The organism is Faecalibacterium sp. I3-3-33 (genome assembly GCF_023347295.1).
In the GTDB taxonomy this organism is placed as follows: Bacteria; Bacillota; Clostridia; order Oscillospirales; family Ruminococcaceae; genus Faecalibacterium.
Genome location: NZ_CP094469.1, coordinates 1,041,259 through 1,066,680, shown reverse-complemented (window position 1 = coordinate 1,066,680; position 25,422 = coordinate 1,041,259). Strand labels below are relative to the sequence as shown.

General features: G+C 49.5%; 25 protein-coding genes and 2 pseudogenes. 1 reads left to right on the top strand and 26 read right to left on the bottom strand.

The window, feature by feature from the left end:
- Positions 1-18: 18 nt before the first annotated feature.
- The 10 genes and pseudogenes from dcm to MTP39_RS05125 all read right to left on the bottom strand — a co-directional run bounded on the left by dcm (position 19) and on the right by MTP39_RS05125 (position 11,389).
- On the bottom strand, positions 19-1,299 hold the full coding sequence (gene dcm / locus MTP39_RS05170) for a DNA (cytosine-5-)-methyltransferase (protein WP_249241703.1): 1,281 nt from the start codon (positions 1,297-1,299) through the stop codon (positions 19-21).
- Complete coding sequence (locus MTP39_RS05165) at positions 1,296-2,348, bottom strand: hypothetical protein (RefSeq protein WP_249241702.1); 1,053 nt, start codon at positions 2,346-2,348, stop codon at positions 1,296-1,298. The genes dcm and MTP39_RS05165 overlap by 4 nt, the downstream gene beginning before the upstream one ends.
- Positions 2,341-2,583, bottom strand: a complete 243-nt coding sequence (locus MTP39_RS05160) for a helix-turn-helix domain-containing protein (RefSeq protein ID WP_158394915.1) — start codon at positions 2,581-2,583, stop codon at positions 2,341-2,343. Before MTP39_RS05160 ends, MTP39_RS05165 begins: the two co-directional genes overlap by 8 nt.
- Before the next feature lie 187 nt (positions 2,584-2,770).
- The gene (locus MTP39_RS05155) at positions 2,771-2,980 is read right to left on the bottom strand and encodes a hypothetical protein (protein WP_249241701.1); all 210 of its coding nucleotides are present in this window, start codon (positions 2,978-2,980) and stop codon (positions 2,771-2,773) included.
- On the bottom strand, positions 2,955-3,278 hold the full coding sequence (locus MTP39_RS05150; RefSeq protein ID WP_249241700.1) for a hypothetical protein: 324 nt from the start codon (positions 3,276-3,278) through the stop codon (positions 2,955-2,957). The genes MTP39_RS05155 and MTP39_RS05150 overlap by 26 nt, the downstream gene beginning before the upstream one ends.
- A gap of 92 nt (positions 3,279-3,370) precedes the next feature.
- A complete protein-coding gene (locus MTP39_RS05145) occupies positions 3,371-3,670 on the bottom strand; it encodes a hypothetical protein (RefSeq protein ID WP_249241699.1) in 300 nt (99 codons plus the stop codon).
- Between the two features lie 13 nt (positions 3,671-3,683).
- A complete protein-coding gene (locus MTP39_RS05140; RefSeq protein WP_249241698.1) occupies positions 3,684-4,073 on the bottom strand; it encodes a TnpV protein in 390 nt (129 codons plus the stop codon).
- Positions 4,070-6,166 carry a recombinase family protein gene (locus MTP39_RS05135; protein ID WP_249241697.1) on the bottom strand — a complete coding sequence of 699 codons (2,097 nt, stop codon included), beginning with the start codon at positions 6,164-6,166 and terminating at the stop codon, positions 4,070-4,072. The genes MTP39_RS05140 and MTP39_RS05135 overlap by 4 nt, the downstream gene beginning before the upstream one ends.
- A gap of 70 nt (positions 6,167-6,236) precedes the next feature.
- A pseudogene (locus MTP39_RS05130) lies at positions 6,237-10,259 on the bottom strand (DEAD/DEAH box helicase family protein); the annotation flags it as partial.
- A 776-nt stretch (positions 10,260-11,035) separates the two neighbouring features.
- On the bottom strand, positions 11,036-11,389 hold the full coding sequence (locus tag MTP39_RS05125; protein WP_249241696.1) for a TnpV protein: 354 nt from the start codon (positions 11,387-11,389) through the stop codon (positions 11,036-11,038).
- A 370-nt stretch (positions 11,390-11,759) separates the two neighbouring features.
- Between MTP39_RS05125 and MTP39_RS05120 the strand changes: the two genes are divergently transcribed.
- On the top strand, positions 11,760-12,233 hold the full coding sequence (locus tag MTP39_RS05120) for a hypothetical protein (protein ID WP_181967346.1): 474 nt from the start codon (positions 11,760-11,762) through the stop codon (positions 12,231-12,233).
- Between the two features lie 340 nt (positions 12,234-12,573).
- Here MTP39_RS05120 and MTP39_RS05115 read toward each other — a convergent pair whose 3' ends face one another.
- The 16 genes and pseudogenes from MTP39_RS05115 to MTP39_RS05040 form a co-directional block, all read right to left on the bottom strand.
- Positions 12,574-13,509 (bottom strand): hypothetical protein, encoded by a 936-nt coding sequence (locus MTP39_RS05115; RefSeq protein ID WP_249241695.1) that lies wholly within the window; start codon positions 13,507-13,509, stop codon positions 12,574-12,576.
- A 21-nt stretch (positions 13,510-13,530) separates the two neighbouring features.
- Positions 13,531-14,253, bottom strand: a complete 723-nt coding sequence (locus MTP39_RS05110; RefSeq protein WP_117527450.1) for an AAA family ATPase — start codon at positions 14,251-14,253, stop codon at positions 13,531-13,533.
- A 34-nt stretch (positions 14,254-14,287) separates the two neighbouring features.
- On the bottom strand, positions 14,288-14,647 hold the full coding sequence (locus MTP39_RS05105) for a DUF2500 domain-containing protein (RefSeq protein ID WP_207699190.1): 360 nt from the start codon (positions 14,645-14,647) through the stop codon (positions 14,288-14,290).
- Position 14,648: 1 nt separating this feature from the next.
- Complete coding sequence (locus tag MTP39_RS05100) at positions 14,649-14,996, bottom strand: DUF6054 family protein (RefSeq protein WP_120121504.1); 348 nt, start codon at positions 14,994-14,996, stop codon at positions 14,649-14,651.
- A gap of 86 nt (positions 14,997-15,082) precedes the next feature.
- Entirely contained in the window at positions 15,083-15,832 is a 750-nt protein-coding gene (locus MTP39_RS05095; RefSeq protein WP_249241694.1) for an SDR family NAD(P)-dependent oxidoreductase, read from the bottom strand.
- Between the two features lie 110 nt (positions 15,833-15,942).
- Entirely contained in the window at positions 15,943-16,146 is a 204-nt protein-coding gene (locus MTP39_RS05090) for a transposon-transfer assisting family protein (RefSeq protein ID WP_249241692.1), read from the bottom strand.
- On the bottom strand, positions 16,136-16,651 hold the full coding sequence (locus MTP39_RS05085) for a YodL domain-containing protein (RefSeq protein WP_249241691.1): 516 nt from the start codon (positions 16,649-16,651) through the stop codon (positions 16,136-16,138). The genes MTP39_RS05090 and MTP39_RS05085 overlap by 11 nt, the downstream gene beginning before the upstream one ends.
- 8 nt (positions 16,652-16,659) lie before the next feature.
- Positions 16,660-17,547 (bottom strand): LPD16 domain-containing protein, encoded by an 888-nt coding sequence (locus MTP39_RS05080; protein ID WP_249241690.1) that lies wholly within the window; start codon positions 17,545-17,547, stop codon positions 16,660-16,662.
- A pseudogene (locus MTP39_RS05075) lies at positions 17,547-18,203 on the bottom strand (DNA topoisomerase); the annotation flags it as partial. The pseudogene MTP39_RS05075 and the gene MTP39_RS05080, both read right to left, overlap by 1 nt.
- A 40-nt stretch (positions 18,204-18,243) precedes the next feature.
- Entirely contained in the window at positions 18,244-18,420 is a 177-nt protein-coding gene (locus tag MTP39_RS05070) for a transposon-encoded TnpW family protein (RefSeq protein ID WP_117505380.1), read from the bottom strand.
- Between the two features lie 106 nt (positions 18,421-18,526).
- Positions 18,527-20,392, bottom strand: coding sequence for an AAA family ATPase (locus MTP39_RS05065; protein ID WP_249241688.1), 1,866 nt, complete (start codon positions 20,390-20,392; stop codon positions 18,527-18,529).
- 135 nt (positions 20,393-20,527) lie between these two features.
- On the bottom strand, positions 20,528-21,982 hold the full coding sequence (gene mobQ, locus MTP39_RS05060) for a MobQ family relaxase (RefSeq protein ID WP_249241687.1): 1,455 nt from the start codon (positions 21,980-21,982) through the stop codon (positions 20,528-20,530).
- A 262-nt stretch (positions 21,983-22,244) separates the two neighbouring features.
- Positions 22,245-22,562 (bottom strand): DUF3847 domain-containing protein, encoded by a 318-nt coding sequence (locus MTP39_RS05055; protein ID WP_249241686.1) that lies wholly within the window; start codon positions 22,560-22,562, stop codon positions 22,245-22,247.
- Positions 22,563-22,661: 99 nt separating this feature from the next.
- Complete coding sequence (locus tag MTP39_RS05050) at positions 22,662-23,147, bottom strand: hypothetical protein (protein WP_147322128.1); 486 nt, start codon at positions 23,145-23,147, stop codon at positions 22,662-22,664.
- A gap of 119 nt (positions 23,148-23,266) precedes the next feature.
- A complete protein-coding gene (locus MTP39_RS05045; RefSeq protein ID WP_249241685.1) occupies positions 23,267-24,589 on the bottom strand; it encodes a sensor histidine kinase in 1,323 nt (440 codons plus the stop codon).
- On the bottom strand, positions 24,577-25,341 hold the full coding sequence (locus MTP39_RS05040) for a LytR/AlgR family response regulator transcription factor (protein ID WP_249241684.1): 765 nt from the start codon (positions 25,339-25,341) through the stop codon (positions 24,577-24,579). The genes MTP39_RS05045 and MTP39_RS05040 overlap by 13 nt, the downstream gene beginning before the upstream one ends.
- Positions 25,342-25,422 lie beyond the last annotated feature (81 nt).

Genomic DNA, 25,422 nt, shown 5'->3' with positions numbered 1-25,422 from the left:
CAAAAATATTAAATTACGTTATTTCCAGTTCAGCACGTCTTTGTTCTGCTCAATAAAATCATTTACAACAGCTTCGATCACTGGAACGGAAACGGAGTTTCCAAACTGCTTGTATGCAAAAGCATCTGTGGGATTTACAATAAAACTATCTGGAAAACCTTGAAGTCTTGCACACTCCCTCGGTGTAATTCGCCTCGGTCGATTATTTTGAACAACGCCAAGACGATTGGAATCGGACGAGGTTAGCGTAATAGAAATGCTATTAGGGTCAAGAAACTTAAAGACCTCAAAAGACATATTTCCACATACAGGGTTAAATCTTCCATTATCTTCTTTCAGGTAGCCCTTTTGCTTCAAAGACTCTATTACATCCAGAATATCTTTATCAGTGTAAAAGGTCTGTATTTGCTCTAGGCTAAGCTTCTTTCCGTCCTGCTGTTTCCCAAAAATCGGTTTTCGACGATTCTGAATAAGGAGGTTCATAAACTTGATTTCTTGGGGAGTACAATGTCCCTTTGTTCCGAGTTCCCATGAGTGCAAAGATTGACCGCCACGATAGTCAATGAGTCGGCAACCATTTAATCTTGACAAATCATCGCCAACAACAGACCGCAACTGATTTTCAAAGGTTTTAGAGCAGTAATATTTTTCGTCAACAGTTTCTTCAATTATATCCCTGACCATCCGTTTGGACTGAGAATTGCCAAGCTCAAAGAAATTTGTTTGTTCATACTTTCGCTTAAAGTCATGAGAATCTGTCGCGCCCAGATTAGTTCTTAGTGACATTTTGGGCGTAGCGTTTTTAATCCCGAGAATATATAAACGCACACGATTTTGGGGCACTCCAAAGTTGGAACTATTAAGCAACATATCATAAGTTCCATATCCTAAATCGTGGAGTTTTGACATGATAGTATCAAAAGTACGCCCTTCATCATGCGTATATAAACCTCTTACATTTTCGAGAAGAAAAGCTTTTGGCTGGTACTTTTGAAGGATACGCTCAATTTCAAAAAACAACGTACCTCTAGTGTCACCAAATCCTTTTCGCTTGCCTGCATACGAAAACGGTTGACACGGAAAACCACCAAGCAAAAAGTCAAACGGTTCAATCTCAGTGATTTCATGGATGTCACCACAAGGATGTTCGCCGAAGTTCAGCTGGTATGTCTCACAGGCTTTTTCATTGATTTCGCTGGACAAAACACATTTAGAATCAATACCATGTTTTTTTAGTGCTGCCTCAGCACCCAGACGGATACCACCAACACCAGCGAACAAATCAATTGTTCTTATCATCCAATTCTCTCCTTAATAAACTCCGTCAGCAACTGGAACTCTTCCGGAGTATATGCAACAGTACAATGGCTGTTTTCACAAAGTACCCTTACAGCGGCTCTTCTTGCAAAATTACCAGCACCATCTATAATATAAGCAATGTAGTTTCGGCTATTAGCGATTTTCTCGAATCTGTCACGAGCCTGACCGCCTTTACGTTCAATCGTACTATTTGTGGTTTCTTGGAAAGTTACTTCAATGGCAACATACTTCTTGTGACGGCTATGGTCATCTACACGGTCTACTACAACATCAAAGTTTGTTAACGTATCGCCGTCATTTTGAGTGACACCCGGAATTGTACCGTTGCTTTTCACGCAATAATTCTCGCCTAAAGTAGTAGTTAAATATTCCACCACATACTGTTGAGCTACATTGCCGAGATCAGAAGCAGTCTTACCGCTAATGATTCTACTTACGCGAATGTAATTTTGCCGGACGAAAGTTTCAACCTCAGTATCATCTCCAAGGTATTCATAGGGTGTACACTTAAAGAAAATAGCACGGTTACTTGCTTCAACTGCTGCACCACCAAAAGTCAATAACATAATCAAATCTTTGCACAGATTTACATCTGCACGAGTAGAAGCCAAGTTTTCCAAGGTGTCGATTTTCATGCGTTTATTGGTCAGAACACCAGAAACAGGCAATGCGGAGAATGTATATTCACAAGGGCCATTTCCAATGTCGAACACAAATTTTCCATCAGGAAATAGCTCTCGAAAATCTTTGTTGACTCGTTGAAGCGGTTCGCTGCCAAAGTCAACCAAAACAACAAGATGCTTCAAAAAGAGGTTGTATGAAAAACCGGCGGCATCGATTAGATTAAACAGGCTTGAGGGAACTGCTTTGTTTGCAAGTTTCAATATAGCGATAAATTTATCTTGCGAATCCAACAATGCTTGTAAAATGCTAATTTTTTGAGCTTCTTCACGAACCTCTTTCGGCCACCATTTGCAGGCATGGGTTTCAAGCTCATCTATGGTGCGCTCATATTTATCTTCATTCATCTTTTACATCTCCTTTTGATTGGTCATCACTGCCATCTGACGTAAACTCCAAGATGTCATCAACTTGGCAGTCTAACACGGAACATATTTTTTCAATTGAGTCCAATGCGATATACTGATTTCTTTTCATACGGGTGAAAATATTAGCACTAACACCTGCTTTTGAAATAAGCTCAGTGTTGGAAATGTTTCGGTCAATCATCAGGTGAAATAATCGTTTGTATGTTACTGCCACTATATATCACCACCTTTGTCATTCATTATTATGAAAGTATATCACACAAATGGGATTTTTTCAATTTTTCGTTAATGACAGGCAGAATATAAGCAGATTCAACATAAATGATTGCTCAAATTTGGTGATTGTTACATTTTATGTACGAAGATGCCGGAAACAACTTCGGCATCTTCGAGAAGAATACTCAGATATAAATTTTCACTTCTGAATTTAACCGATACTGTTGGCCTGCCATGCCACTACTTTTTTGATTCCAGCACATCTTCGGATGCTGAACAGCAAGGTCGGCAAGCTGCTTCTGTAAGTCGGAATTCAGCGTGAACACGCTGTAAGTTCCGTCTCCGATAGCGTAAATCATGGTTTCCAGCTTACACGGCATCAGTGTATTCGTCATCTTCGTCCTCCTCAAACATCTCAGGCCCCCAATCCTCATCACGTTCGATGTCCTGCGCCAGCTTCTCCATCCCGGCATAGCACTCCATCTCGGAACGGACGAAGTAGAACATCTGGTCATACCAGCGTTCCAGATGCAGCGTTTCGTCCTCCAGCTTCCGGTAGAAGTCATACACCAGCTTGTTCTGATTGGGGTCAACCGTCAGCCCGGCAATCTCGTACAGCCGCTTGCGGGTCAACTCCAGATTGGCGCAGCCATAGGTGTAGAGCAGCTTCTTTTCTTCAAACGTCAGTTTCATAGGCTTGTACCTCCGTATTAAAAAATGGTCTGCCTTGTGCAGACCCGATGTAACAAAAAGACCGCCGTGCATTGCGCAGGACGGTCTTGAACTCAGGATTGGAGAAAATCCCGGAGTTCCTCAGCGAAAAAGGAGATTTTTGCGATAGCAGCTATCGCTATGTAAGGCAGGACGAAAACCACAAATGCGGTAATCAGCATTTTCAGGACTTCGCCGCCGTCTGCCAGCTTCATGACCCAGCTTGCAAGCGCCACGAAAAAGAACAGTCCCGCCAGCAGATTCGTCAGGATCGTGGAGAAGGTCGTGAGGAAGATGCCCACCCACTGCGCCAGAATCAGCAGCAAAAGCAGCGGAAAAAGGGCAAGTTTCAGCATCCATTTCAGCACAGCCATCGTGGGCACCTCCTTATACAAAAATCAGCTCAGACTTGATGATTTCCTCGGCACGGTTGCGGATGCTGTTCATCCGGCGCACCCACTCCAGTTGATTGGCAGCTTTCAGGGCTTCGGTCACGCCCTCGGCTTCCTGCATCTGCCGGACGGTCAATGCAAGCTGCTCTTCGGACTGTTTGTCCAGCTTGGCAATGTAGCTACCCAGTTCCCCGGACAGGAGCAGTTGATTGTACCGGATGGGATGATGTTCTTTCAGATACCTTTTATGTAAGCGGCCCCACCGCCCGGTGGGGTGCTGTTCTGTCGGGGCTGCTGCGGTCAGGTTCGGCAGATAGTGGTCATTGACAAGGGTGTAGTCCAGACCGTTGGCGTTGTCATGGATGGAATTTTTCATGGTAGTCATGCTGCATTATCCTCCTTTGGTTTCGGCGTTGGGACTGCTTCTGGGTCAGGTTTTGGATTTTCTTTTTTCTTGTGATAGAATTCCAAGGTTTTCCTGTTGTGGTTAATTCTCCTGCACTCATCGGAACAAAATTCCTGCTGGCTGTGTGTAGGCCAGTAGGAATGACCGCACACGGCGCAGATACGTTGCCGGTAGTAATGATTTCCTCTTTCGGCTTCTCTATCGGCTTTCTTTTGCTCCTGTCTTGCCTGATTCCAGCAGTCTCTTGAACAGAAAAGTTGTCGGTTGCTCGTAGGTGTAAACTCCTTCCCGCAGTGCGGACACGTTTTGGTTTTAATGATCTCGCCACCGTTTTCAGCGATTTTCTTTGCCTTTCGTTTTTCTCGGTAGGCTTTTTCACGTTTGCGTTGCTTTTCCATGCGCTGCTGTTCTTCCTGCTCCTTCTGTGCTTTCAATTCGGCAAGTTCTTCCTCGGTATAAGCAATATCGACTTGACCTACATAGTTAAAATAAATGTCAACCTTTTGTGTGCGGGCGTTGCCTGTACCCTCGGCTTCATAAACAACGATCTTATCGACAAGTTCGTTAAACATTGAATCGGAGATTTCTGTTGGATTTTTGCACTTGCGAATCAGCGAAATAAAATTCTGAATATCAGCAGAACTTGATTTATCTTCGGCAATTTCGGATTTCATCGTTTCCATTTTCGTTTCCAATTCTGCCTGCTCGCTATCATACTGTGCCATCAGCTGCTTGTACTGTCGTTCGGGCAACAGTCCAGACATAAGATTTTCGTACAGGCTACGAATAAGGGCAGAAAGCTCATCATAGCGTTTTTGGCAACGTTTCAATTCTGATTGATTCTGCTTCGGCTTTTCTTCACGTTTCTCTTTCCAAAGGGATTGCAGTTCCAAAGCGAAGGTTTCTTCATCTTTTAGAACAAATCTCGAAAAGCGTTTGACCGATGCCAATATCAGGGCTTCAACATTATCGGCACTGATTGAATGGGCAGTGCAGCTATTCACCCGACTTGCATATCCACCACAACGATAAGAATATTGAGTAGACCCATCCTTTTTACTGTAGTGTGTTTGCAAGGTCAATCTTCTGCCGCAATCGGCACAATACAGATACCCGCTTAAACGGTTGGTGTGCGTTCCCCAAGCAGAAGCACGATTCACTCGGCATCTGCGTTTCTGAACACTATCCCAAAGTTCTTGCGGTATAATCGGTTCATGCGTGTTCTGGAAAACATACTGTTCATCTTCGTCTGTTTCTTTTCTCTTGTGAAGTTTGAAATTTGTGCTTACAGATTTTCGTAAAACAGTGTGTCCCAGATATTCCTGCCGACCTAAAATTGTTCTTACGGAGGAGGTGCCCCACAGGTACGGATTGGAGAACTTTGTCCCATTGTACTGCTCCGGGTGATATTTCTTTGCGTATGCAGCAGGAATCAGGACTTTTTCCTCTGTCAACAGTTCTGCGATTGTCCGTGGGCTTTTTCCTTCGTTCGCAAGAAGAAAAATGCGCTTTACGACTTCGGATGCCACCGGATCAACAACAAGTGTCTGCTTGTCGTTCGGCAAACGGTTATATCCATACGGAATAGAGCCGCTGCAACGTTTTCCATCTTTCATCCGGGCATCGAACACAGCCTTGATTTTATTGCTCGTGTCTTTGGCATACCATTCGTTCATAATATTCAAAAACGGAGCAAAATCATTGTCTGAAGCATTGTTGCTGTCGATGCTGTTGTTGATTGCAAGGAATCGGACGTTTTTCTGTGGGAACAGAACTTCCGTATAAAAACCGACTTGCAGATAATTTCGTCCTAAGCGGCTCATGTCCTTAACAATCAGCGTTTCAACATTTCCTGCTTCTACTTCTTTTATCAGCGATTGAAAGCCGGGACGATTGAAATTCACACCTGAAAAGCCATCATCTGTAAAATGGCAGATGTTCTTGAAGCCGTTCTTTTTGGCGTAATCTTCCAGATATTTCTTTTGGTTGGTGATGGAATTGGATTCGCCAGCAAGATCATCATCTCTTGACAAACGCTCATAGAGTGCGGTGATTTTTTGTATTTTCGGCATTTGCTCTACCTCCTTTCTTATGGAATCTTTCAATTTAGGACAATCAAATTTATTGTCCTGATTAAGTATAGCCTTCCGGGGCAAGCTCAATGGCCGTGGTCGTCTCACCAAAGGTGGATGCCCAGCAGTCGAAGTGGGTCAGCTTTTTCTGCTGCAAGGTGCTGTATTGCAAGTACCGCATGACCGTGTACAACTCGGTCATGGAGTTGCTCACGGGGGTGCCGGTAGCGAACACCACGCCCCGCCCGCCGGTAATCTCGTCCAGATAGCGGCACTTGCCAAACATATCGCTGGATTTTTGCGCTTCACTAGTGGATAATCCTGCGACATTCCGCATTTTTGTGGTCAAAAAGAGGTTCTTGTAAAAATGGCTTTCGTCCACAAAAAGCCTGTCAACGCCCAGTTGCTCAAAGGTGATCACATCATCCTTTCGCTCATCGGAGCGCAGTTTTTCCAGCTTGGTTTCCAGCGTTTTCCGGGTCTTTTCCATCTGCTTGATGGAGAAATTCTCGCCTGCGTGGACTTTCAGCTCATTGATGGCGGCAAGCGTTTCATAAATTTGCTCCTGAATGATGCGCTCCTGCCGCTCAAAGGACAGCGGAATACGCTCAAACTGGCTATGCCCGATAATGACGGCATCGTAGTCGCCGGTGGCGATGCGGGCGCAGAACTTTTTGCGATTGGCAGTTTCAAAGTCCTTGCGCCGTGCCACTAAAAGTTTGGCGTTGGGGTAGAGGTTCAGAAACTCCGAAGCCCACTGCTCTGTCAGGTGATTGGGCACCACGAACAGCGATTTTTGGCACAAACCAAGGCGTTTTGCTTCCATAGCAGACGCCGCCATTTCGTAGGTTTTGCCCGCACCAACTTCGTGCGCAAGCAGCGTATTACCGCCATAAAGCACATGAGCGATGGCGTTGCGCTGGTGCTCCCGGAGGGTGATCTCCGGGTTCATGCCCACGAATTTGATGTGGGAGCCATCGTATTCACGGGGGCGGGTAGAGTTGAACAGCTCGTTGTATTGTTTCACCAGCGCAATGCGCCGCTGGGGGTCCTGCCAGATCCAGTTGGCGAAAGCGTCCTTGATGACCTGCTGTTTCTGCTGCGCCAGCATGGTCTCCCGTTTGTTCAGCACACGCTTGGGCTTGCCCTCGGCATCCTCGATGGTGTCGTAGATGCGGACATCTTTCAGGTTCAGGGTTTCTTCCAGAATCTTGTAGGCGTTGGCGCGGGATGTACCGTAGGTTTCGGAAGAGATAATATCGCCACGTCCCGTGGCCGTTTTGCCCTCCACACGCCACTCGGCAGTATAGGGAGAATATCTCACTTTGACTGCATGGCGTAGATAGTAGGGAATCTGGAAAGTCTCGGTCATAAACTTCTGGATAATGTCCGGGTCCAACCAAGTAGCACCCAGCCGCACATCAATTTCAGATGCCTCCAGATCTTTGGGCTGCGCTTTGGTCAGCGCATCCACATTGACGGCAAATTCCGGGTTGGTCTCTGCCGCAAACTGCGCCATCCGCAGCTTTGCCCGGACATCGCCGGACAGGTACTCGTCTGCCATCTGCCAGCCTGCTTCCGGGTCGGTAGGGTCGGCGGCAGGGTCCTTGAAGATCACGCCGGAAAGTTCGGCGGTAATGCGCCCATAGTCACCGGGGGTGCCCAGCAGTTCTGCCATATAGGGTAAATCCACCTTGCCGCGTTCTCCGATGGACACCGCCAACGCTTCGCTAGGGGTATCCACACTGGTGACGTTGCGCTCCGGGCGAATGGTACGCTTGGTGAACATCGCTGCCTTGGATTTAAGCTGACCCTGCTCGTCCAGATTTTCCAGCGAACAGAGCAGATAGTCGGAGGAATCCTGCTCAAATAGCCGCCCGTTTTTGCGGTCGTTCAGCAGACCGTACTTTGCGGTAAAGGCATCGTAGGCGATGTTCAAACGCTCCTGCGTTGCCTTAATGTCGGCATCGGGATAGTCCTCCAACTGCTGCTGAATCAGGTCATTGACGATCTGCCGCAGTTCCACCATGCCGGTGACACGTCCCTTGGCAGTGTCGGACAGTTCCACCTGCGTCATCACGGAGTTTTCCCGGTAGAACACCTCGCCGTCCACCACCGTGTAGGAAAAGTTCTTCACGTCCGGGTCGGCAGGCAGGGTGCGCCGGGCGGCTTCTTCCTCGGCAATGTCGGGAGTGTCCACCTCGGCGGCGGCATACTGTCCCTCGATGTGCTGCACCGCCTCGGCAAGCTGCTCTGCAAGACTGGTGCCCTCGATGGGCGCAACGGTCAGGCCGTGACCGTACTGGGTGCTTTCCATCGTCAGTTCGCCCAGAACCATCTCCGGGTGGTCTACGAAATACTGGTTGATGGCAAAGCCGTCCTCGGTCTTGCCAAGCTGCACCCATGCAGGCTCAATGTCCGCAGGGCGGTCACGCTTCTGCAAAAAGATAATATCGCTGACGACCTCTGTGCCTGCATTCGCCTTGAACGCATTGTTGGGCAGACGGATCGCACCCAGCAGGTCGGCTCGCTCTGCCATGTGTTTGCGAGCGGTGCTGTCCTTGCTGTCCATGGTGTAGCGAGATGTGACAAAGGCAACGATGCCGCCCGGACGCACTTGGTCGATGGCTTTTGCAAAGAAATAATTGTGGATGCTAAAACCAAGTTTGTTGTACGCCTTGTCGTTGGCTCTGTATTGACCAAAGGGCACGTTGCCGACAGCGAGGTCATAAAAATCACGGCGGTCGGTGGTCTCAAAGCCAGCCACAGTAATGTCAGCCTGCGGGTACAGTTTTTTCGCAATGCGCCCGGTGATGGAATCCAACTCCACGCCGTATAAGCGGCTGTCTGCCATGCTGTCCGGCAGCATTCCAAAGAAGTTGCCCACGCCCATACTAGGTTCCAGAATGTTACCGCTGCGGAAACCCATGCGCTCCACCGCATCGTAAATACTACGGATCACGGTGGGGCTGGTGTAGTGGGCGTTCAGGGTGCTGGAACGGGCGGCGGCGTATTCGTCCTCGGAAAGCAGCCCTTTCAGTTCGGCACACTCTTTTGCCCAGCCGTCCTTATTGGGGTCAAAGGCATCTGCCAGACCGCCCCAGCCCACATATTGCGAAAGTACCTGCTGTTCCTCGGCGGTGGCACCCCGATGCTCTTCTTCCAGCTTGAACAGGGTACGGATGGCTTCGATGTTCCGGGCAAATTTCTGTTTGGGGCCTCCGACACCCAAATCATCATCCGTGATGTGGAAGTTCCCGGCAAGTTCAAGTGTGGATCGTTCCGGTTCAACTGCATCCAGAGCAGGTGATTTTGAGCCAATCGTCTGGATCACAATATCATAAGGCATACGGTTTTCTTCAGCAGGGTATATGGCAACCGTTTTTACAGTATCATCTGGCTGCGTAGTAACCTGTTCATTCTGCCGCAAGCCATCCTCGAATTGTCGTTTGTTGATAACTTCGTTATCCCACGACTGCCCCTGTGCGCTGGTGTCGATGCGAACATCCGTTTCGCCCACATAGCCGATTGTTCCTTCGATGGTTCGGGTAGGAAGGTCAACGATAACACTGTCACCGACCTTATAATCGGGCAGGGGGTGTTCCATCACATCCTGTTCCTGCTCGTACAACTCCCGGACAAGAGCCAGCGGCTCTTCCCGGAAAATAGGCATCCGCATTTCTGCCAGTGCCACATCCTGCAGGGTCACACTGTCCTTGCCGAAATTGACGTTATCCACCCGGAATGCTCGCCCCTCCATGTGGATGGTAGTGCCCAGCGGCAGATAGTCCTCCCGGCGCAGATACTTGGTTTGGTGGTGGGTGCCATCCTCGTTCAGCCCGGCAAGGTAGATGTTCTCGCCGCACTGCCACAGTTGTTTGGCACGGTATGCCCACTGGTCGCGGGGAAAGCCGATGACCGGGACGGTGCCCAGTGCTGTTTCTTTTTCCAGAAGTTTGCCGCCCAGAAGTTCACTGACTTTTTGCGCGTCATCTGCGTAAAACTCAAACTGTCCGTTCTGCTCAAAGCCCACCAGCGCATCCGGGTGCTGCTCCTTCAGGGCATTGTACTCGGTGGCGGCATCCAGCGGCAGCAGTGCCGGGCGTTCCTCCGCCTTGCTGTGATAATGCTCCAGTTCTTCGTCCGTAACGCTGACCAGTTCCGAAAAATCCAGAGCCTCCAACTCGGTTTCGGTCAGATCTTCCAGACTTTCGTACTGCCGCTCATCTATCAATACCTCGCCCAGATACCGCTCCACTCGATACCCCACCAGATCCACGTTGACCTGAATGGGAATGTCCTCGTCGGTGGCGTGGGTGTAGGCAATGCCAATCTTGGATAGGTCGGAAAAGTTCGGCTCAGAGTCGTATTCCTCCTGACAAAATTCCCGAATCAGGTTTTTGGCATGATCTATGGCACCATCCGGCTTTACGCTGACAGGCGCAGGGGGCGTGTAATGCTCCTTCTCCTTGTCCGTCAGGTAGCGGTCGGACTGGATCATCAGGTCGATATACTTTTCCACCTGCGCCCATTTCAGGGTGATTTTCTGGTGGTCAGGGTAATGGTCAAATTCCAGTCCCTTCCAGTCGTGGTTCACAAAACCCCGGCTTCCGTCCAGAAAATCGTGGGAGTGCCCACCAATGCCGTACTCCTTTGCCAGTGCTTTGGCACGGAGTTTGCGGTCAGGCTGGGTCTGGTACAGTGTCATAATGCGCTGCTTGCCACCTGCAAACCCAGAACCATGCTTACGCAGTTCGTTTTCAATTTCAGCCTGCGACAAAACAAAAGCGGAGGGCGTTTTTTCGCTCTCCGCTCGGTCGATTTTTTCGATTTGCTGGGCTTCGGTGGGGAGGACGGCATCCAGAAAACTTAGCTGTAGATCAGCTCCGTCATCACCAGTTCCTCTGCCTGCGCTTTCAGACTGTTCATGTGCTGCACCCACATCAGTTGGTTCTGCGCTTTGTCCGGGGCCGGGTTCTGCTTCAGCAGTTCGGCCATCATCTGCTGCATCCGGCTCTCTGCCGTCTGCTCCACCTCCATCAGGTGCGGGTACAGGCTCCCGTTCAGGAGCATCGTGTTGTACAGTACCGGGCGATGGTTCATCAGATACGTCCGGCACAGCCTGCCGTACTTGCCCAGCGGCTTCCGGGGCTGGTTCAGGGTCAGGTTCGGGAGAAGGTAATCCCCGGTCTGCGTGTAGTTCAGATTGCTGCTCATATTCATGCTGACTCCTTTCATTGTTTCGGCGGCGGATGGTGGTTTTTACGGTGCGCTCGATTTTGCGTAAGACCTCGCGGCTGATGTCGCTGGTAGCGGCACCCAGCGCATAGACTGCATCGGGTGTGGAAAAGGTGTGGATGGCCTGAAAGTCATCCTTGTCAAAGTAGCCTTCCGGTTCAAACCCGCATCGTTCTAATAGAGTGTAGGTGACGCTCATTGTCGCAGCGGCCTTGAACTGAAGTTCCTTTCCACTACTATCATAATCATCAAAGAAAGAGCCGTCAACGATGTTGAGGATGTCGCCGCTGTTGTTGTCCCAATAATCGTTAACCAGCTTCTCCGCAATATTTACGAGCTGCTGGCTGAGCCGTTCATGGCTGATGCCGTATTCTGCGGTCAGCATCTCAGACACCGGCTTGAAAAGGTCGTCATTCATTTCCCATCGTTCCGGGTCGCGAGAATTGCGCCGTACTCCGGTGTCCGACACATCAAACACATAGTGCAGACGCGGGTATCCGCTGGATTCGTCCAACAGGGCGATGCCCTTGGAGCCACGCCGGACATACCGGTTCATGCGGTTGTTCCAGATGTCGTAATCGGCGCAGGCTGTGGCATCGGGTCGCTGAGCGTAGATCATCAACTGGTCTGCAAAACTGTACTTGTACAGCCGGGATGCAGTGGTCAGGTAATCCGTCCAGCTTTCCCAGTACCGAGTCAAGCCGTTCGCCGTGCGCTGGGCAAGGGCAAGGTATTCTTCGGTTTTGCTTGGCATTTTGGCCTCCTTTTTCAGATTTTAGGGTATAAAAATAGCGGGCAACCGTTTTGGGGTTGCCCGCAAGGGATGTAATAAAGATCGATTATTATTCAAACTTTTTATGACACTTTGGGCACTCTTTAGGGATTGGTCTATAACCAACAAGCGAGCAGCCACAATAAGGACATTTCATCATAATGAGATGATATACAATGCCGCCAATAACAACTATTGCACCGATTAACAGGCACAGGTTGATTTTGTACTCCTTTGTTGTCATTGCGCCTATTACCACGAGCAATATTCCTGTTACCAAGATGAGACAAGAAATGAAAGCGTGCTTTTGCGGGCTGTTGTTTTTCATATGGTCACGTTCCTTTGTCAAATTCCGAGTTGTCGAATTGAGCATATTACATAAGCGAACACTCCAACCCTACAGCTCAGTTTCCACCGCAAGCTGCTCCTGCTTTTCTTTTTCGTCAGCGATTTGGACATCAACATCTTCGCGCATCTTTTTCAGAAGTGCAAGGACTCGCTTGATTTGATCCTTGGTGTTTTCCACCCTGCTCTGTGCCTGATTGATGTGATCCAGAACCGCCCAGTCTGCAAAGAGGCCGTCAAAGAAGAAATCTGCAAATTTCAGAAAGCTGTCCACCGTAACCTGAAGGTCTGCGGTGATCTCAACATCGGCAAGCTCAGTTTTGAACCGCCGCAGTTCCACTTGGAGCTGTTCGATTTGTTCCTGTGCATCGTCCAGTTCCTCATACTTGGCAAGATCGGCCATCAAACCGCCGCCCATTACGTCCCATGTGCTCCAGCCCTCGGCATTGTCGAGGGTTTCCAGAACTTCATTGACCGTATGCAGGGCGGTCTTTCCGGCGTTGATAGCTTCCAGCAGCTCCCGTTTTTGGACTTTCAGCGCGGCAATACGGCTTTCGCTTTCCGCAACCTGCTGTGCGGCAGGGTGGGCAGATGCTTTGATGCTTTTGATTTTTTCGGAAAGAGCAGCTTGATACTGCCTTTCGCAATCGGACAGCCGTGCCAGTCTATTTTGAATCTGATCCAAGTCGGCATCAACGGAAGAAAGGTCATGGAGAGCCGCATCGTACTTGACACGGGCTGCATAGGCTTCCTGCCGTTCCTTGTCCAGCTTTTCATCCATTTTTCCGATCACCTGATAGAAAAATGCGGCAAGGCTGTGTTCCTCCAGACGGTCCACATCAGCCTGCTCTGCCAGCTTGGATTTTTCCAGCTTTTTCAGGCGATCAGCAAGCGTATCTCTCTGGGCGGTCAGTTCTTTCTGTTTTGCTTCGCAGCTTTTCTTTTCAGCGACCTGCTGCCAAAGCTCTTTCAACGTAGAATCACTCATATGGAATGTCCTTTCCCGGCATTATGTTTCTTCATTCAGAAGCTGGTTCAAAAAATGCTGCCGATTATTTACAAATGTTTTGGTGATAACGTAGCTGTCCGTATCTTCATACTGACAAGGATGAATCGTGCCATTGTCGAAGCTAAAAATCTCAGCATCAGGCATTCCGAGGAGAATGGGTGAATGTGATACGATAATGAATTGCGCCCCTTCTTGGGCACACCGATAAATGTTGATCAGTAACGTGAGCTGCCGCTGCGGGGATAAAGCGGCTTCCGGCTCGTCAAAAATATAGACTCCATCTGCACCCATGTAGTCCTGCACAATGGCGAGGAAACTTTCACCGTGTGATTTTTGGTGATAGCCTTTGGAGGGATGATCGTCATCGGAATAGTCGATTTCCTTGGTGGCTACATTATAGAAACTCTCTGCTCGGAGAAAATACCCGAACTTTGGTCTGCGATACCCCTTGGAAATCGTCATAGCCTCACATAGTTCCGAATGGGAGTTGTATGTGGAAAATGAATAGTTCTTCGTTCCACCCTCTGCGTTGAAGCCGTAAGCAACAGCGATTGCTTCCAGAAGCGTAGATTTTCCGCTTCCATTTTCGCCAACAAAGAACGTAATGGGCTTATGGAATGTAAAAGTGTCGATTCCGCTGATGGCAGGAATCTGACGAACATAATTGTATGGGCGAACTCTGTTCCAGTCGATGGTCAGCCCTTGGATAAACAGATCATTCATACAGCACTCCATACTATATAATGTGGGAGAACGCTTAGTTCCGCTCAAACCCAAGATAGCGGGTGCCCTGAAAACTCAGCTTTCCAATGTCGCCCTCCACAAGCATTCCGTAGTCCGAACCACTTACGGTAAGCTCCATGCGGTCGCCGCTCTCTACCTGAAAGGTCACATAATAGGTCGTGAACGTATGCGCCATCGTATCGTCTGTATGGTGGCGAGAAACTTCCGTTCGCTTTGCCACAACCGTTGCCGGAACAGTCAGCCGCGGCGAATGGTTGTTTTTATTCCATGTGCTGATATTTCCGATGATGGTGTATAGGATCATACCCAAAACCACAAGGAACAGGATGGGAAACAGAATGCTGAACAGCATATCAAATCCAGCGTAAAACATCTTATTCCTCCAAAATTTCTTCCAGCAGGCACTTCACATCGTCCAGAAAAGATTCTTCTCCGAGGGTGTTCACCTTGAAGAACACCGCTTGACTGCCTCCTGCGGTGATGGCAGACAGCCGGATGGGGCTGTCCCCATTCTGGAACATGGTCAACGTCAGGCTCAGGCGGTTGCCGCCCATCATGCTGTACCGCTCAAATACACGGACACTGCACCGGGCATCGCCCTCTTTGAAATCACTGCCTGCCTCTAAATCTGCCGACCAACTGCTGTCCGGAATTTCCTGTTCCAGCTTCCGAAGCAGTTTGTCAAAATTCTTGTTTCGGATGGTCTTTTCAAAGATTGCCATAATGGTTCCTCCGTTATGCCAACGAAATTCGGTTCCTTTATCTGGAATACGAGCGAAGCTGCCGAAAAATTGCAGAGAAGCTCCTCTCAATAACCGAACGCCAGTGCGCCGCCATCCACGGCAAAATCCTGTCCGGTGATATAAGCGGCACCATCGCCCACCAGGAACTCGGCCATCTTACCCAAGTCGCGGGTGTCACCGTAGGCGTGCAGCGGCATCCGGTTCAGAATTTTCTGCTCCCGGGCTGCGTCCACTACCTGCTCGTTCATTTTGCTGCGGAACCACCCCGGCGCAATGCTGTTGACGGTGATGTTGTCCTGCGCCCACTCCACGGCCAGAGCGCGGGTCATCGCCAGCACAGCGCCCTTGCTGGCACAGTACGGCACCACCTCGCTGAAGCCCAGATGGGCGCTCATGCTGGTGATGTTGATGATGCGGCCCTTGTCCACACTTTTCTTCAGATAGGGGTAGCAAATCACACTCATCTGGAACAGATATTTGACATTCACATTCATGATATTATCAAACTGCTCCATGGGAAAGTCCTCGGCCCGGCATTTATAGCTGACGCCTGCGTTGTTTACCAGAAAATCCAGACAGCCGTTATGCTTTGCGGCCAGCTCCGCCACCAGTGTTTTCATAGCTTCTGCATTGCCGATGTCACCCCGCAGATGGACAACGCCCGGTGCACTTTCGCCTACACCCTCTTTGGGCTTTCCGGTGCGGCTGATGACATAAACTGTCGCGCCGGCCTGAGCCAGCACATTTGCGATCTGGAAACCGATCCCGCTGCTGCCGCCGGTCACGATACCGGTCTTTCCCTTCAAACCTGCCATAAAAAGCACCTCTCATCTTTTATCTGCGACCTGAAAGCTGTCAGCTTCAGTATATCATACCTTTGCAGGATGCGAAAGCTCTTATGTACGCCGCCCGTAGGCGGCAAAAATCAGTCCGGTGGAAATTCCAGTTCGGCAAACTCCGCATCAGTCAGCAGTTTCAGCTTTTCGATAACACCCTCCGACAGTTCCCGCAGGGCGGTTTCATCGGGCATCAGGTAGCACTGCATGAGCCGCAGTTCGTGGACAAGCCCCAGCCGGGTGCCGGTGTTGTAGAGTATCATCAGCATCAGTTCCTCATGGTTAAAGTTCATGTTCAGCCCTCACTTTCCGGCATACCGTGGGATTGCACTCCGGGGCATCGCACTTTTCCTTGAGATTCATCAGCACCGAAGGGCGTTCCGGCTGCTTGTCCAGAAACCCCGGCAGTTCCTTGAAGCCGATGCTGTCCACATAATGCACAGATATCTCGCCATTGCGTTTGAGTGCGATCACATCGCTGACGGACAGGCTGTGCCCCTCAAAATCCTGCGGACGGGAGAGGTTGAACATCTGAAACAGTTCTTCCAGAACCTCGTTGTCCGGCACATCCTGCCACATGGCGGGCAAATCAGCATAGTAGGTGACCTCATAATGCTCCGGGTCTGGCGTTTTGCCCCGACGATGCAGTTCCCGCATAGAAGCAAATCTTTCATCGAGGATTTTTTCGTCATGCCGCAGCTGCATCACCATATAAACATCGCACCCTGCGTTCAGAAACTTCTGCGGGATGTCCGTCATGGGTTCACCGTCAAAATTCTGATCCCATTTTTGCTGCATCGTCCACCTCACAGTTCCGGTGCAGAACGTGCAGAGGATTTTGGCGCAGACGTATCACTTGCCAGTTCTGCCAGCTTTTCCAGTGTGGAAGGGCGATGGTCTGCACTCAGTTCCTCGGCTTCCGCAACTTTATCCATGACGGCATCGTAGTCCTGCAACAGCCGCCGCCCCTTTTCCATGTGGTGTGCTTCCAGAATCTGCTCACGGGCTTCCTGAATGGTCAGTTCCGGGGCATCCAACTGCCCGCCGTCCATCACAGAATAATCGCTGTGGTAGAGGGTGTAGTCCCAGCCATCCTCACAGGACTGGACTGCAAGATAGCCCTTGCCGCCCAGTTCCCATGCAGCCTGCTCGTCCTGTGTCTGGATCTCCGGGTAGAAGTCGGCATGGTTCCGCTCCATGACCTCGGAAAACTGGCAGATGTGGAACACATTGCCCAGACCGCCCATGTCAAAGTGGTAATCATCCAGATGTTCCAGCCGTGCCGTAAAGCTGCGCCCATCCGGGTAATCCACCTGTACAACTCCGCCATCGGGAATGCGGTAGAGGTCGTCATAGTGGCTGTTGATGAGACGAATATCCTTCGGCAGCGTTTCCGGCTCCCAGATGCGCCGTCTGCCGATGCCCGCCTGCGGGATGTTTTCGAGGATCTTTACGCTTTCCTGTTGGATGACCTTGCGGTCATCGTCCGAAAGTTCAAACAGATACCAGTTCCGGGCGGCAGGGATGGCATTCCGTCCATCCGGTGGCAGATTCTTTTCGGAGATCTGCCCGCTTTCCAGTGGCTCGCCGGTCACCTTGTTGTAGGTGGCAAAGCCGACTCCTGCACCGTTTTCCCGGAGATGGAGATAGCGTTCATCGTTGATAAGGTAGACCGCTTCTTTTATCTGCTCCATCAGCACCCACCTTCAAATTCCAGCGAAAACTTGCTGCGGCCATCGGGTTCAGTGCCCAGCAGCACGGTAGCGTTGTAGGTCTTGCCCTTGGCACTCTTGCAGTCCTTCAGGCGGACCCGGCCATCCCGCAGCAACTTGTCCGCCACATGAGCGTCCAGCCGCTTGCCCAGACGCTTAAAGAACGCATTGTCCTTCCACAGCACGAAACGGCAAGGGTTGGATTCGCAGAACCAGCCTTTTTCACGCTCCACAACATTTGCACCACAGTTCGGGCAGACACCAATGATTTTGTTTTTCATAAGCGCATTCGCTCCTTTCGCAGCCTCAGTGGTTTTTACCAGCGAGGAGATCATCGTATTGATTTCGATCATAAATTCATTCGGCTCCATTTCGCCGCGTTCGATTTGTAGCAATTTCGTTTCCCAATCGGCGGTCATTTCCGGGGATTGGATTTCTTCGGGAATCACAGTGATGAGGGCTTTGCCTTTGTCGGTGGGCAGCAGCACCTTGGTTTTCTTGGTGCCCTTGCGTTCCAGAAAGCCCTTCTGCACCAGTTTTTCAATGGTGGCAGCTCTGGTTGCCGGGGTGCCGATGCCCTGACGCTCCACGCCCTCTGGCATACTGTCTGTACCCGCCGCCTGCATAGCTGACAGGAGGGTATCTTCTGATTAGAGTTGTCAAGGTGGGAAGTGGATTTTAACCACATTTCTTTTTCAGGTCGGTAATGATAAGCCGCTTCACCTTGCTTTCAGCGGTTTCTGTGCTGTCGTGATTAAAAAACACGCTCACCAGATAGGTGGTACGGCCATCCTTCGTCTTAAAAGACCCGTCAGGGGTGAGGTTCTTGTTTTCGGGCACTTTCACATTCTCCATTCAATTCCTCCTTAAATCGTCATTTTCCCAATTTGGCTGGCAGACTGGCAACTGTGGGTGTACCATGATTTTCTTGCCAGCCAAATTTTTCTGCCAGTCAAATGGCTCATTCCATCCAAAAGACCTTTTTGCGGCCTTCCACGATCTTGCTTTTCAGGGCATCGCCCAGTTCCCGCTTGGCATCCCGGACAGTTCGGCCGGGGATGCCCCTTTCCAGCGCCGCCTTGTCGATGTCCTCGCTGAACACCTGCTTTCCTCCGGCAAGCAGGGTGCAAATCAGGTCTTTAGCCTGCTGCGTTTTGGTTTCCCGCTGCGGCTCGATGCCGGACAGCATTTCGTCTGCGGTAATGTCGTACTCGCCGACCCAGCGGAAGCCACCCTCGTCCCCAAGAGAGAACGCCAGCGACACGCCCGGCGGGGCAAGGGAGCTTTTCTCGTGGGTGAGGATGCGCATGGTCGGGTCGTGCTTAAGTTTGCCGATGAACAGGACGCTGCGCACGGCGGCGGCGATGTCGATGGAGCCGAGACCCCTCTGCAGGCTCTGCATTCCGGCGGCTTTGTTCAGGTGTCCAATCAGCAAAATAGCGCAGCCTGTTCGCTGCGCTACCTGTCCCAGCCGCATGAAGATAGGGCGCACTTCGTTTGCCCGGTTCATGTCCACGTCGGCACCGAGATACGCCTGGATCGGGTCGATGATGACCAGTCGGGCGTTGTTCTCGATAATGGCTTTTTCAATTCGTTCATCCGAAAGAGTAAGCTGCACCTCACTGTCGTCAATGACCAGCACCCGGTCAAGGTCTGCACCCGCTTCGATCAGGCGGGGCTTGACCGTATCGCCCAGACCGTCCTCTGCTGTCTGGTAGATCACGTTGAAGGGTTCCATACGCTCCATGTTGGGCAGCAGTTTTCCGTTGGTGCAGGCGGCGGCAAGGTGCATGGCAAAATAGGTTTTTCCCTCACCGGGATTTCCTTGCAGCACACTTAGCTTTCCAAAGGGAAGATACGGTTTCCAGAGCCAGTCCACCGGGGTCAGCTCCACGTCGCTCATGCGAATGATCTTGACAGAATCCTTTTTCGGCGGCTCTTTCAGAACGGTGCTTTTGAAATAATCCCGGTTCAGGATTTCTGCCCGATGCACCAAAACATCGTTCCAATCCTTCATGCAGGGCTGGATGCGGGTCACGCTCACGGTGTCCGGCAGCAGAGCCGTCAGCCGCTTGCAGGCATCCTCTCCGGCTTTGTCGGCATCCAGACAGAGGAACACACGCTCCACGTCCGGACGTTCAGAAAGAAACTGCTGCAATGCCTTTGCAGACACGCCGCCCAGTGCCAGATAACTGTGCTGCTGCCAGTTTTTCGGAAACAGCTCAATGAAGGACAGCAGGTCGATGGGGGCTTCAAAGACCAGCAACTGCTTGTCGGTGCCACGATGGGCAAAGCCAAATGCCTTTTCTGCGCCGGCTGCATCCTGCCGGAACTTCTCATAAATGCCACGGCTGCTTGCATAGCGTGGGTGTTCGTCTGCATCCCGTCCCACAAAGACCACATTGTGGTGGGCGGCATCCTCATAGATGTCACCGGTAGAAACAAAGAAGTTCACCAGTGACGGGCTGAGTTTACGTTCCTGTGTCAGATAGTTCAGGATGTTGGCATTGGTGACGTTCCGCAGCGGCAAGCGAAATGCCGGAGAGGGGGTGGGGTCAACCTCCGGCTGGACTCCACCCAGCTCTCCGGTCAGCATCTGCACCGCTTCAGGGAAGGACTTGCCGTAAAACTCCATCACAAAATCGACCGGATAGCCGCCCTTGCTCTGGCTGTGCCGGAACCATTTGTTTCCGCACACGGTCAGACTGTCGTGAGCTTTCCAGCGATATTCTTTTCCGCTGCGCACCAGCGTTTCGCCCTGCGCACGGAGAAAATCTTCCAGATTGGCGGCGTTTGCACGGTCAATTTGGGCTTGCGTGTAGGTCATATTCCTTCCTCCTTAAAGTTCCGGTGTGTTCTTCTGCTGCTCCGGTCTCTTCGGGGCGGCGGTGGCTTTGGCTTCATGCAGCTTCTTCAGCACAGATTCTTTCTCCGAGGTCTTGTCGCCCGGTACGGAAAGTTGCTACTTATTCAGCACCATGTCGATATACTTGCGGATATTTTTCAGTGCGGAGATGTCCGGCTGCAAGGTTTCCAGTTGGCTGCGCAGCTCTGCGCTGCCGGATTGCAGCGCAGAAAATTCGGCATCCAATGCCGAAAAATCCACCGCTGTGCTGCCGTTCAGCTTCATCAGGGTGCGGACAGCTTTATTAAAGGTGTCCAGCTCCTCCTTGTGCTGGGCAGCATAAGCGTCCTTGGTCAGCTTGAAGTTCTTTTTGATGAAGGTATCGTGGATGGGCTTCAACTTGGCATGGACGGCGGCAGCATCCTTGATCTGGGCGATTGCCCACATCCGGTTCTCGTTCTGCTTCAACTGTCTGCGGAGAGGGGCGGCAGTCTGGTTCAAGTTAGAAATTGCGGTGTCCAAATCCTCGATGGTGTTCAAGGAATGGGCTTTCAGGTAGTCCACCGCCCGTTTGACTTCCTCAAAGTCCCGGACAGTGCATTTCAGTTTTGCCTTGCCAGACCAATCGCTGCGCTGTTCGTTGCGGAGATTGAAATAGTCCACCAGCAGATCGGACAGCGTTGTCTCCTTGGCTTGTTCCAGTGCATCCAAAAGAATCTGCTTCTTTTCGGTCAGGTCTGCAATCCAGTGTTGCAGACCACGAATGGTGCTGCGGATGGACTGCATCAAGCTGTTGGCTGCACGAATATCCCGGTTGAGATTTCCGAGAAAGGTTTCGATTCCCCGCTTTTCCATCTGGTGAGCAGCGGGGCCGAGATGCACGGTCGGAATCTGCTGCACTCCCTGACGCTCGAATGAGCGGAGATCAACACGCTCTGGGCGGTCAGCAGCTTCCAGATAGCGGTTGGTGATGGTTTCCCAACCATGCCGCCAGACCTCGGCGTACTTCTGGTCGTTCCAGTCCACGGTGTTTTCCTTGTGGCACTTCCAGTTGCCGGAGGGGAGCTGGATGCGCTCGCCGTTCTCGTCAAGGTCGTAAACCTTTCGGGCTTTCGGCAACCATTTACCGTGTTCGTCCATTGCCCGGAGCGTCAGCAGAATGTGGGCGTGTGGGTTTCCATCTCCCTTGTCGTGAATGGCAAAGTCGGCAATCATGCCCTTGGAAACAAACTGCTCCTGACAGAATTCCTTTATCATGGACAGATACCGCTCTTTCGGGACTTCCACCGGAAACGCCAGCACGATGCGCCGGGCAAGCTGGGAGTTCCACTGGTTCTCCACGGCTTCCACGGCGTTCCAAAGCGTTGCCCGGTCTGCATATCCGGGTGGCGCATGGGACGGCAGCATGATCTCGGCGTGGACAAGTTCTTTCTTCTTGTTGTAGAATTTCGTTTTCTGGTCGTACTCACTGAATAGCCGTTCGCCGCTTTGGTAAGCGGCCCCGGCAACAGCGGACTGCCCTTGGCTGCGCTTGACGATGGTGATTTTGAAATGCGGACACGGAATAGGCATCACCCCCAAACAAAAAGACCGCCCAACAAGATTGCTCTTGTGAACGGTCTGGAATCGTATTCGGTTGTGCTCGCCACCTTGGAACGGAGTGCTGTGCGCTTCGGTTTCAGGCGGGAGCCGCAAAAGGATAGCTGCAAAGCAGCGCAAGGAAAATGCAGTTTTCCTTGGGATGGAATCGGGCTGGCGCACAAACGCCAGCTTCGATTTCATCGAGCCGTCTGCAAGACCGCAATTTCACCGGAATGGTGTATAATTGCGCCCTTTATTCTAAAGGGTTTCGGACGTTGCTGCGTTCGTGAACGTCATGCACCATCTTTGCAAGTGCCAGCACGACTTCCGGTTGACGGAACGAGATCTTCAGCAGTTCCATCACCTGATCATCGGTCAGTTCTCCCGGACAGACCAGAAAGCTTTCCAGCATTCCAGCACGGGTACAAAGACGGTGCACACGCTCTCTCCGGTTCAGCTCCGACATCTGGCGTTCAAGGATTTTCTCCCGGTGCTGACAAGCGCGCAGCTTCTGTTCTGCTTTGGCTTTTTCGTTGCGGAGATAGGCAAGGTCGGATTTGGGTTCGGTCATGGCATCACGCTCCTTTGCAAAATAAAGAGCCAAACAATCAGACCTGCTTTGCAACTGATTGTTTGGCGAGGAAAAGCGTATATGGTTTTGGTGGTTTAATCAAACAGTGATAACGTGAACAGCGCGTTCGTAATCGGCTTTGCGAACATATATTGTGTAGAGCATTTGATAATTGACCTTTTGAAATGCCGTTCCGGCTCTTTCACGGGTTCCCATTGAAAACAGAGACGGTGATGATAAATCGCGTACTTTTGTTCTATATCCGATTCCTTCTTTTTCTAAAAGAGATGTGTATTTTTGGTATTGAGATTGATTCGAGCAAACAACCAGCTCTTTTTGATTGAAAAATGGCAACATAGAAACTCCTAAGAATCTCACTTCTTGTCGAAAAATTTCAGCAGAAGTCCGATTATCAATGCACCGCCACAGACTAATATAACCAGAATGGTTTGTGATGACAAGACGAAAAGCGGTTGAGGAAGCAGTCCCAGCATTCCACCAATAATAAATAAAAGCAATATTAGAATCACAATTGCAAATAGGATCGGTTTCAATTTTTTCATGCTGACACACTCCCTTCTTCAAGAAACAAACCACTATATGCGAATTCTTATAGATGCGTTGAAATCATCTGCATCTTATTGTTACTATACATATAATAGAAGATTTCGTCCATGCTTTTGTACTAACATGGAGAAAATCTGTCACGAAATCGGAGTGAACGGTATATCAGCGGTGAACTGGAACCACCCATTTTCATAGAACATCGTATACTCTCCACTGTATTTTTCAAGAATCAGTCGGATGTTCGCAAGTCCAAAACCATGCAGCTGTGGTTCTGGTTTTGTAGTTGGAATGGAGCCATTTATAATTACAACAGGTTCCGATGTGTTTCGGACAGAGATAAAAAAGTCTTGCTGCGCAACGGCCATGACATGAATCGATTTGTCACCCTTATCATACTGCTGACACGCTTCAATGGCATTATCCAAAAGGTTTGATAGAAGCACTACCATATCAGAGGCATCAAATGGAAGCTTGGATAGATCATTCACTTCAAAATCAATATTGATTTTTTTCTGAGTTGCTTCGGCGGCTTTTGTATTGAAAAGTGCGTCCAAGATGGGATGATGTGTGTTGACAAGAAAAAGTCGATCTGTTTGCTGTTCGGTGATTTTTTCAAGATATTCTTCAGCGGCAGAATATTCTTGATTCTTCATCAATTGATTTAGGATATTTAGGTGCGCCCGAAAATCGTGAACTTTTTTTCTTTGGGCAGAATAAAGTTCGCTTGCCGAAGTCATGTTTTTCGATTGCAGCTGAATCTGCTGGTTAAGCATCAATAACTGTTCTCTTTCCGATGCGGTATACTCCATTCGCTCCAATAAAAAGAGAATTGCAATGTTTGAAATAAAAATAAGAATACAGCAACCTGCAGAAACAAACTCTTCTATATTATGACCGCTTGTAACGTAAAGTAGGATCACAAGCATTACAAACGATGCGCATGGAAATAGAAAGTAGAGTATCAGCTGCGAATGTTGAGCATCGCTTCTGGGTCTGTTGTCCATACGCTGAAGCATCATTTTACGAAATAGCGCAATAATAAATAATTCAGCAGAATAATAAGAGATTCCATAGATTAGAGATAATGTTTTGTCGGCTTGAAACGTCTGAGCATCCATCCCACAAACTGTAGTTGCAAGCATTCCGACTGCAAAAGATAAGCTGTAAGTCAAGAGATATTCTATAACGATAAGAAATAATAAAAATTTTCCTGAGATATTCTCATATAGAGTTCTGGCAACCATAAAGCAGGATAGTAGAATCAAAAGAATTTTGACGATTTTGTTTCGATTTAAGGCAATAACACTGAATTCAATGGACGCATACGTTAAAATGGTCTGAACTATTACACCAATAAGGAATCTATGATCCCTCCAACGACGCGAAGCAAAGGCATCTAAAAATAGACATACGCAGACGGAATCTACGATTGTGTAAACCAAACTGATCAAAGCATCCATCTACTTTTACCTCGCCAATGTAAATATTTCTGTTTTAGCTCACTATAATTCTTTTCGCTTGGAGCCAGACAAAGACCACCGCGCAATTGGACTTTATTGTATTGAAAGATTTCGACATAGTGCATATTGACAAGATAGCTTTTTTGAATACGAAGGAAACCGAGTGGCTCGATTTTTTCGGATAGTTCCGTTATGTTGCCGTAAAATTGGTATGCTGGGCTTTTTTCGTCCAACAAGTGCATAACAATGATTCTTCGATGAGATTCTAAATACAGAATGTCATTTACAGGTACATCGATAATTTCAGAGTTGATTGAAATTGTGACAAGCTGTTTCCGCCGAAGTACTTCTTGGACAGCTGAATCAAAGTAGGAATCAAGTTTAGCAGAGAGATCTGCTTTTAGTAAGTAGCGAAAGGCTTGAACTTCAAATCCCTCTGGAGCATACTGAATAAAATTTGTAATAAAGATAATCACAATGTTTTCATTTTCTGCTCGTAACTTTCTGGCAAGCTCAATCCCATTTGTTTCGCCCATATCAATATCCAGAAGCGCAATATCATAAGGACGAGAGAAGTCTATTTGACCTGGCTGCGAAACTCCATAAAATTTTGATGACACCTGTGTTTCTTCGGTTTTCTTTTCAAGTGTTTCAATGATAGAATCAACGATCTGCCGTTCATCGTCACAAACCAAGACATTCATTTTGAAATCCCTCCATTGCACATGGGAATGCTTTTTATCACACAACATACAGCCCTGCTCCTCACAAGTATAATACGATTATGCCAAAACTTCAAATAGTCAAAAGCCTTTGGTTGACGATTGACTTGT

Excerpts from the sequence above, each read along its gene's own strand:
- dcm (WP_249241703.1), bottom strand. The coding sequence starts at position 1,299 with ATGATAAGAACAATTGATTTGTTCGCTGGTGTTGGTGGTATCCGTCTG.
- MTP39_RS05065 (WP_249241688.1), bottom strand. The coding sequence starts at position 20,392 with ATGACCTACACGCAAGCCCAAATTGACCGTGCAAACGCCGCCAATCTG.
- MTP39_RS05140 (WP_249241698.1), bottom strand. The coding sequence starts at position 4,073 with ATGACTACCATGAAAAATTCCATCCATGACAACGCCAACGGTCTGGAC.
- MTP39_RS05085 (WP_249241691.1), bottom strand. The coding sequence starts at position 16,651 with ATGCAGCAAAAATGGGATCAGAATTTTGACGGTGAACCCATGACGGAC.
- MTP39_RS05100 (WP_120121504.1), bottom strand. The coding sequence starts at position 14,996 with ATGGCAATCTTTGAAAAGACCATCCGAAACAAGAATTTTGACAAACTG.
- MTP39_RS05155 (WP_249241701.1), bottom strand. The coding sequence starts at position 2,980 with ATGACGAATACACTGATGCCGTGTAAGCTGGAAACCATGATTTACGCT.
- MTP39_RS05105 (WP_207699190.1), bottom strand. The coding sequence starts at position 14,647 with ATGTTTTACGCTGGATTTGATATGCTGTTCAGCATTCTGTTTCCCATC.
- MTP39_RS05110 (WP_117527450.1), bottom strand. The coding sequence starts at position 14,253 with ATGAATGATCTGTTTATCCAAGGGCTGACCATCGACTGGAACAGAGTT.
- MTP39_RS05095 (WP_249241694.1), bottom strand. The coding sequence starts at position 15,832 with ATGGCAGGTTTGAAGGGAAAGACCGGTATCGTGACCGGCGGCAGCAGC.
- MTP39_RS05040 (WP_249241684.1), bottom strand. The coding sequence starts at position 25,341 with ATGTTGTGTGATAAAAAGCATTCCCATGTGCAATGGAGGGATTTCAAA.
- MTP39_RS05125 (WP_249241696.1), bottom strand. The coding sequence starts at position 11,389 with ATGAATATGAGCAGCAATCTGAACTACACGCAGACCGGGGATTACCTT.
- MTP39_RS05145 (WP_249241699.1), bottom strand. The coding sequence starts at position 3,670 with ATGGCTGTGCTGAAATGGATGCTGAAACTTGCCCTTTTTCCGCTGCTT.
- mobQ (WP_249241687.1), bottom strand. The coding sequence starts at position 21,982 with ATGCCTATTCCGTGTCCGCATTTCAAAATCACCATCGTCAAGCGCAGC.
- MTP39_RS05165 (WP_249241702.1), bottom strand. The coding sequence starts at position 2,348 with ATGAATGAAGATAAATATGAGCGCACCATAGATGAGCTTGAAACCCAT.
- MTP39_RS05135 (WP_249241697.1), bottom strand. The coding sequence starts at position 6,166 with ATGCCGAAAATACAAAAAATCACCGCACTCTATGAGCGTTTGTCAAGA.
- MTP39_RS05115 (WP_249241695.1), bottom strand. The coding sequence starts at position 13,509 with ATGAGTGATTCTACGTTGAAAGAGCTTTGGCAGCAGGTCGCTGAAAAG.
- MTP39_RS05090 (WP_249241692.1), bottom strand. The coding sequence starts at position 16,146 with ATGAACTTTAACCATGAGGAACTGATGCTGATGATACTCTACAACACC.
- MTP39_RS05045 (WP_249241685.1), bottom strand. The coding sequence starts at position 24,589 with ATGGATGCTTTGATCAGTTTGGTTTACACAATCGTAGATTCCGTCTGC.
- MTP39_RS05120 (WP_181967346.1), top strand. The coding sequence starts at position 11,760 with ATGGCTGATGCCGTATTCTGCGGTCAGCATCTCAGACACCGGCTTGAA.
- MTP39_RS05080 (WP_249241690.1), bottom strand. The coding sequence starts at position 17,547 with ATGGAGCAGATAAAAGAAGCGGTCTACCTTATCAACGATGAACGCTAT.
- MTP39_RS05150 (WP_249241700.1), bottom strand. The coding sequence starts at position 3,278 with ATGAAACTGACGTTTGAAGAAAAGAAGCTGCTCTACACCTATGGCTGC.
- MTP39_RS05070 (WP_117505380.1), bottom strand. The coding sequence starts at position 18,420 with ATGGAGAATGTGAAAGTGCCCGAAAACAAGAACCTCACCCCTGACGGG.
- MTP39_RS05055 (WP_249241686.1), bottom strand. The coding sequence starts at position 22,562 with ATGACCGAACCCAAATCCGACCTTGCCTATCTCCGCAACGAAAAAGCC.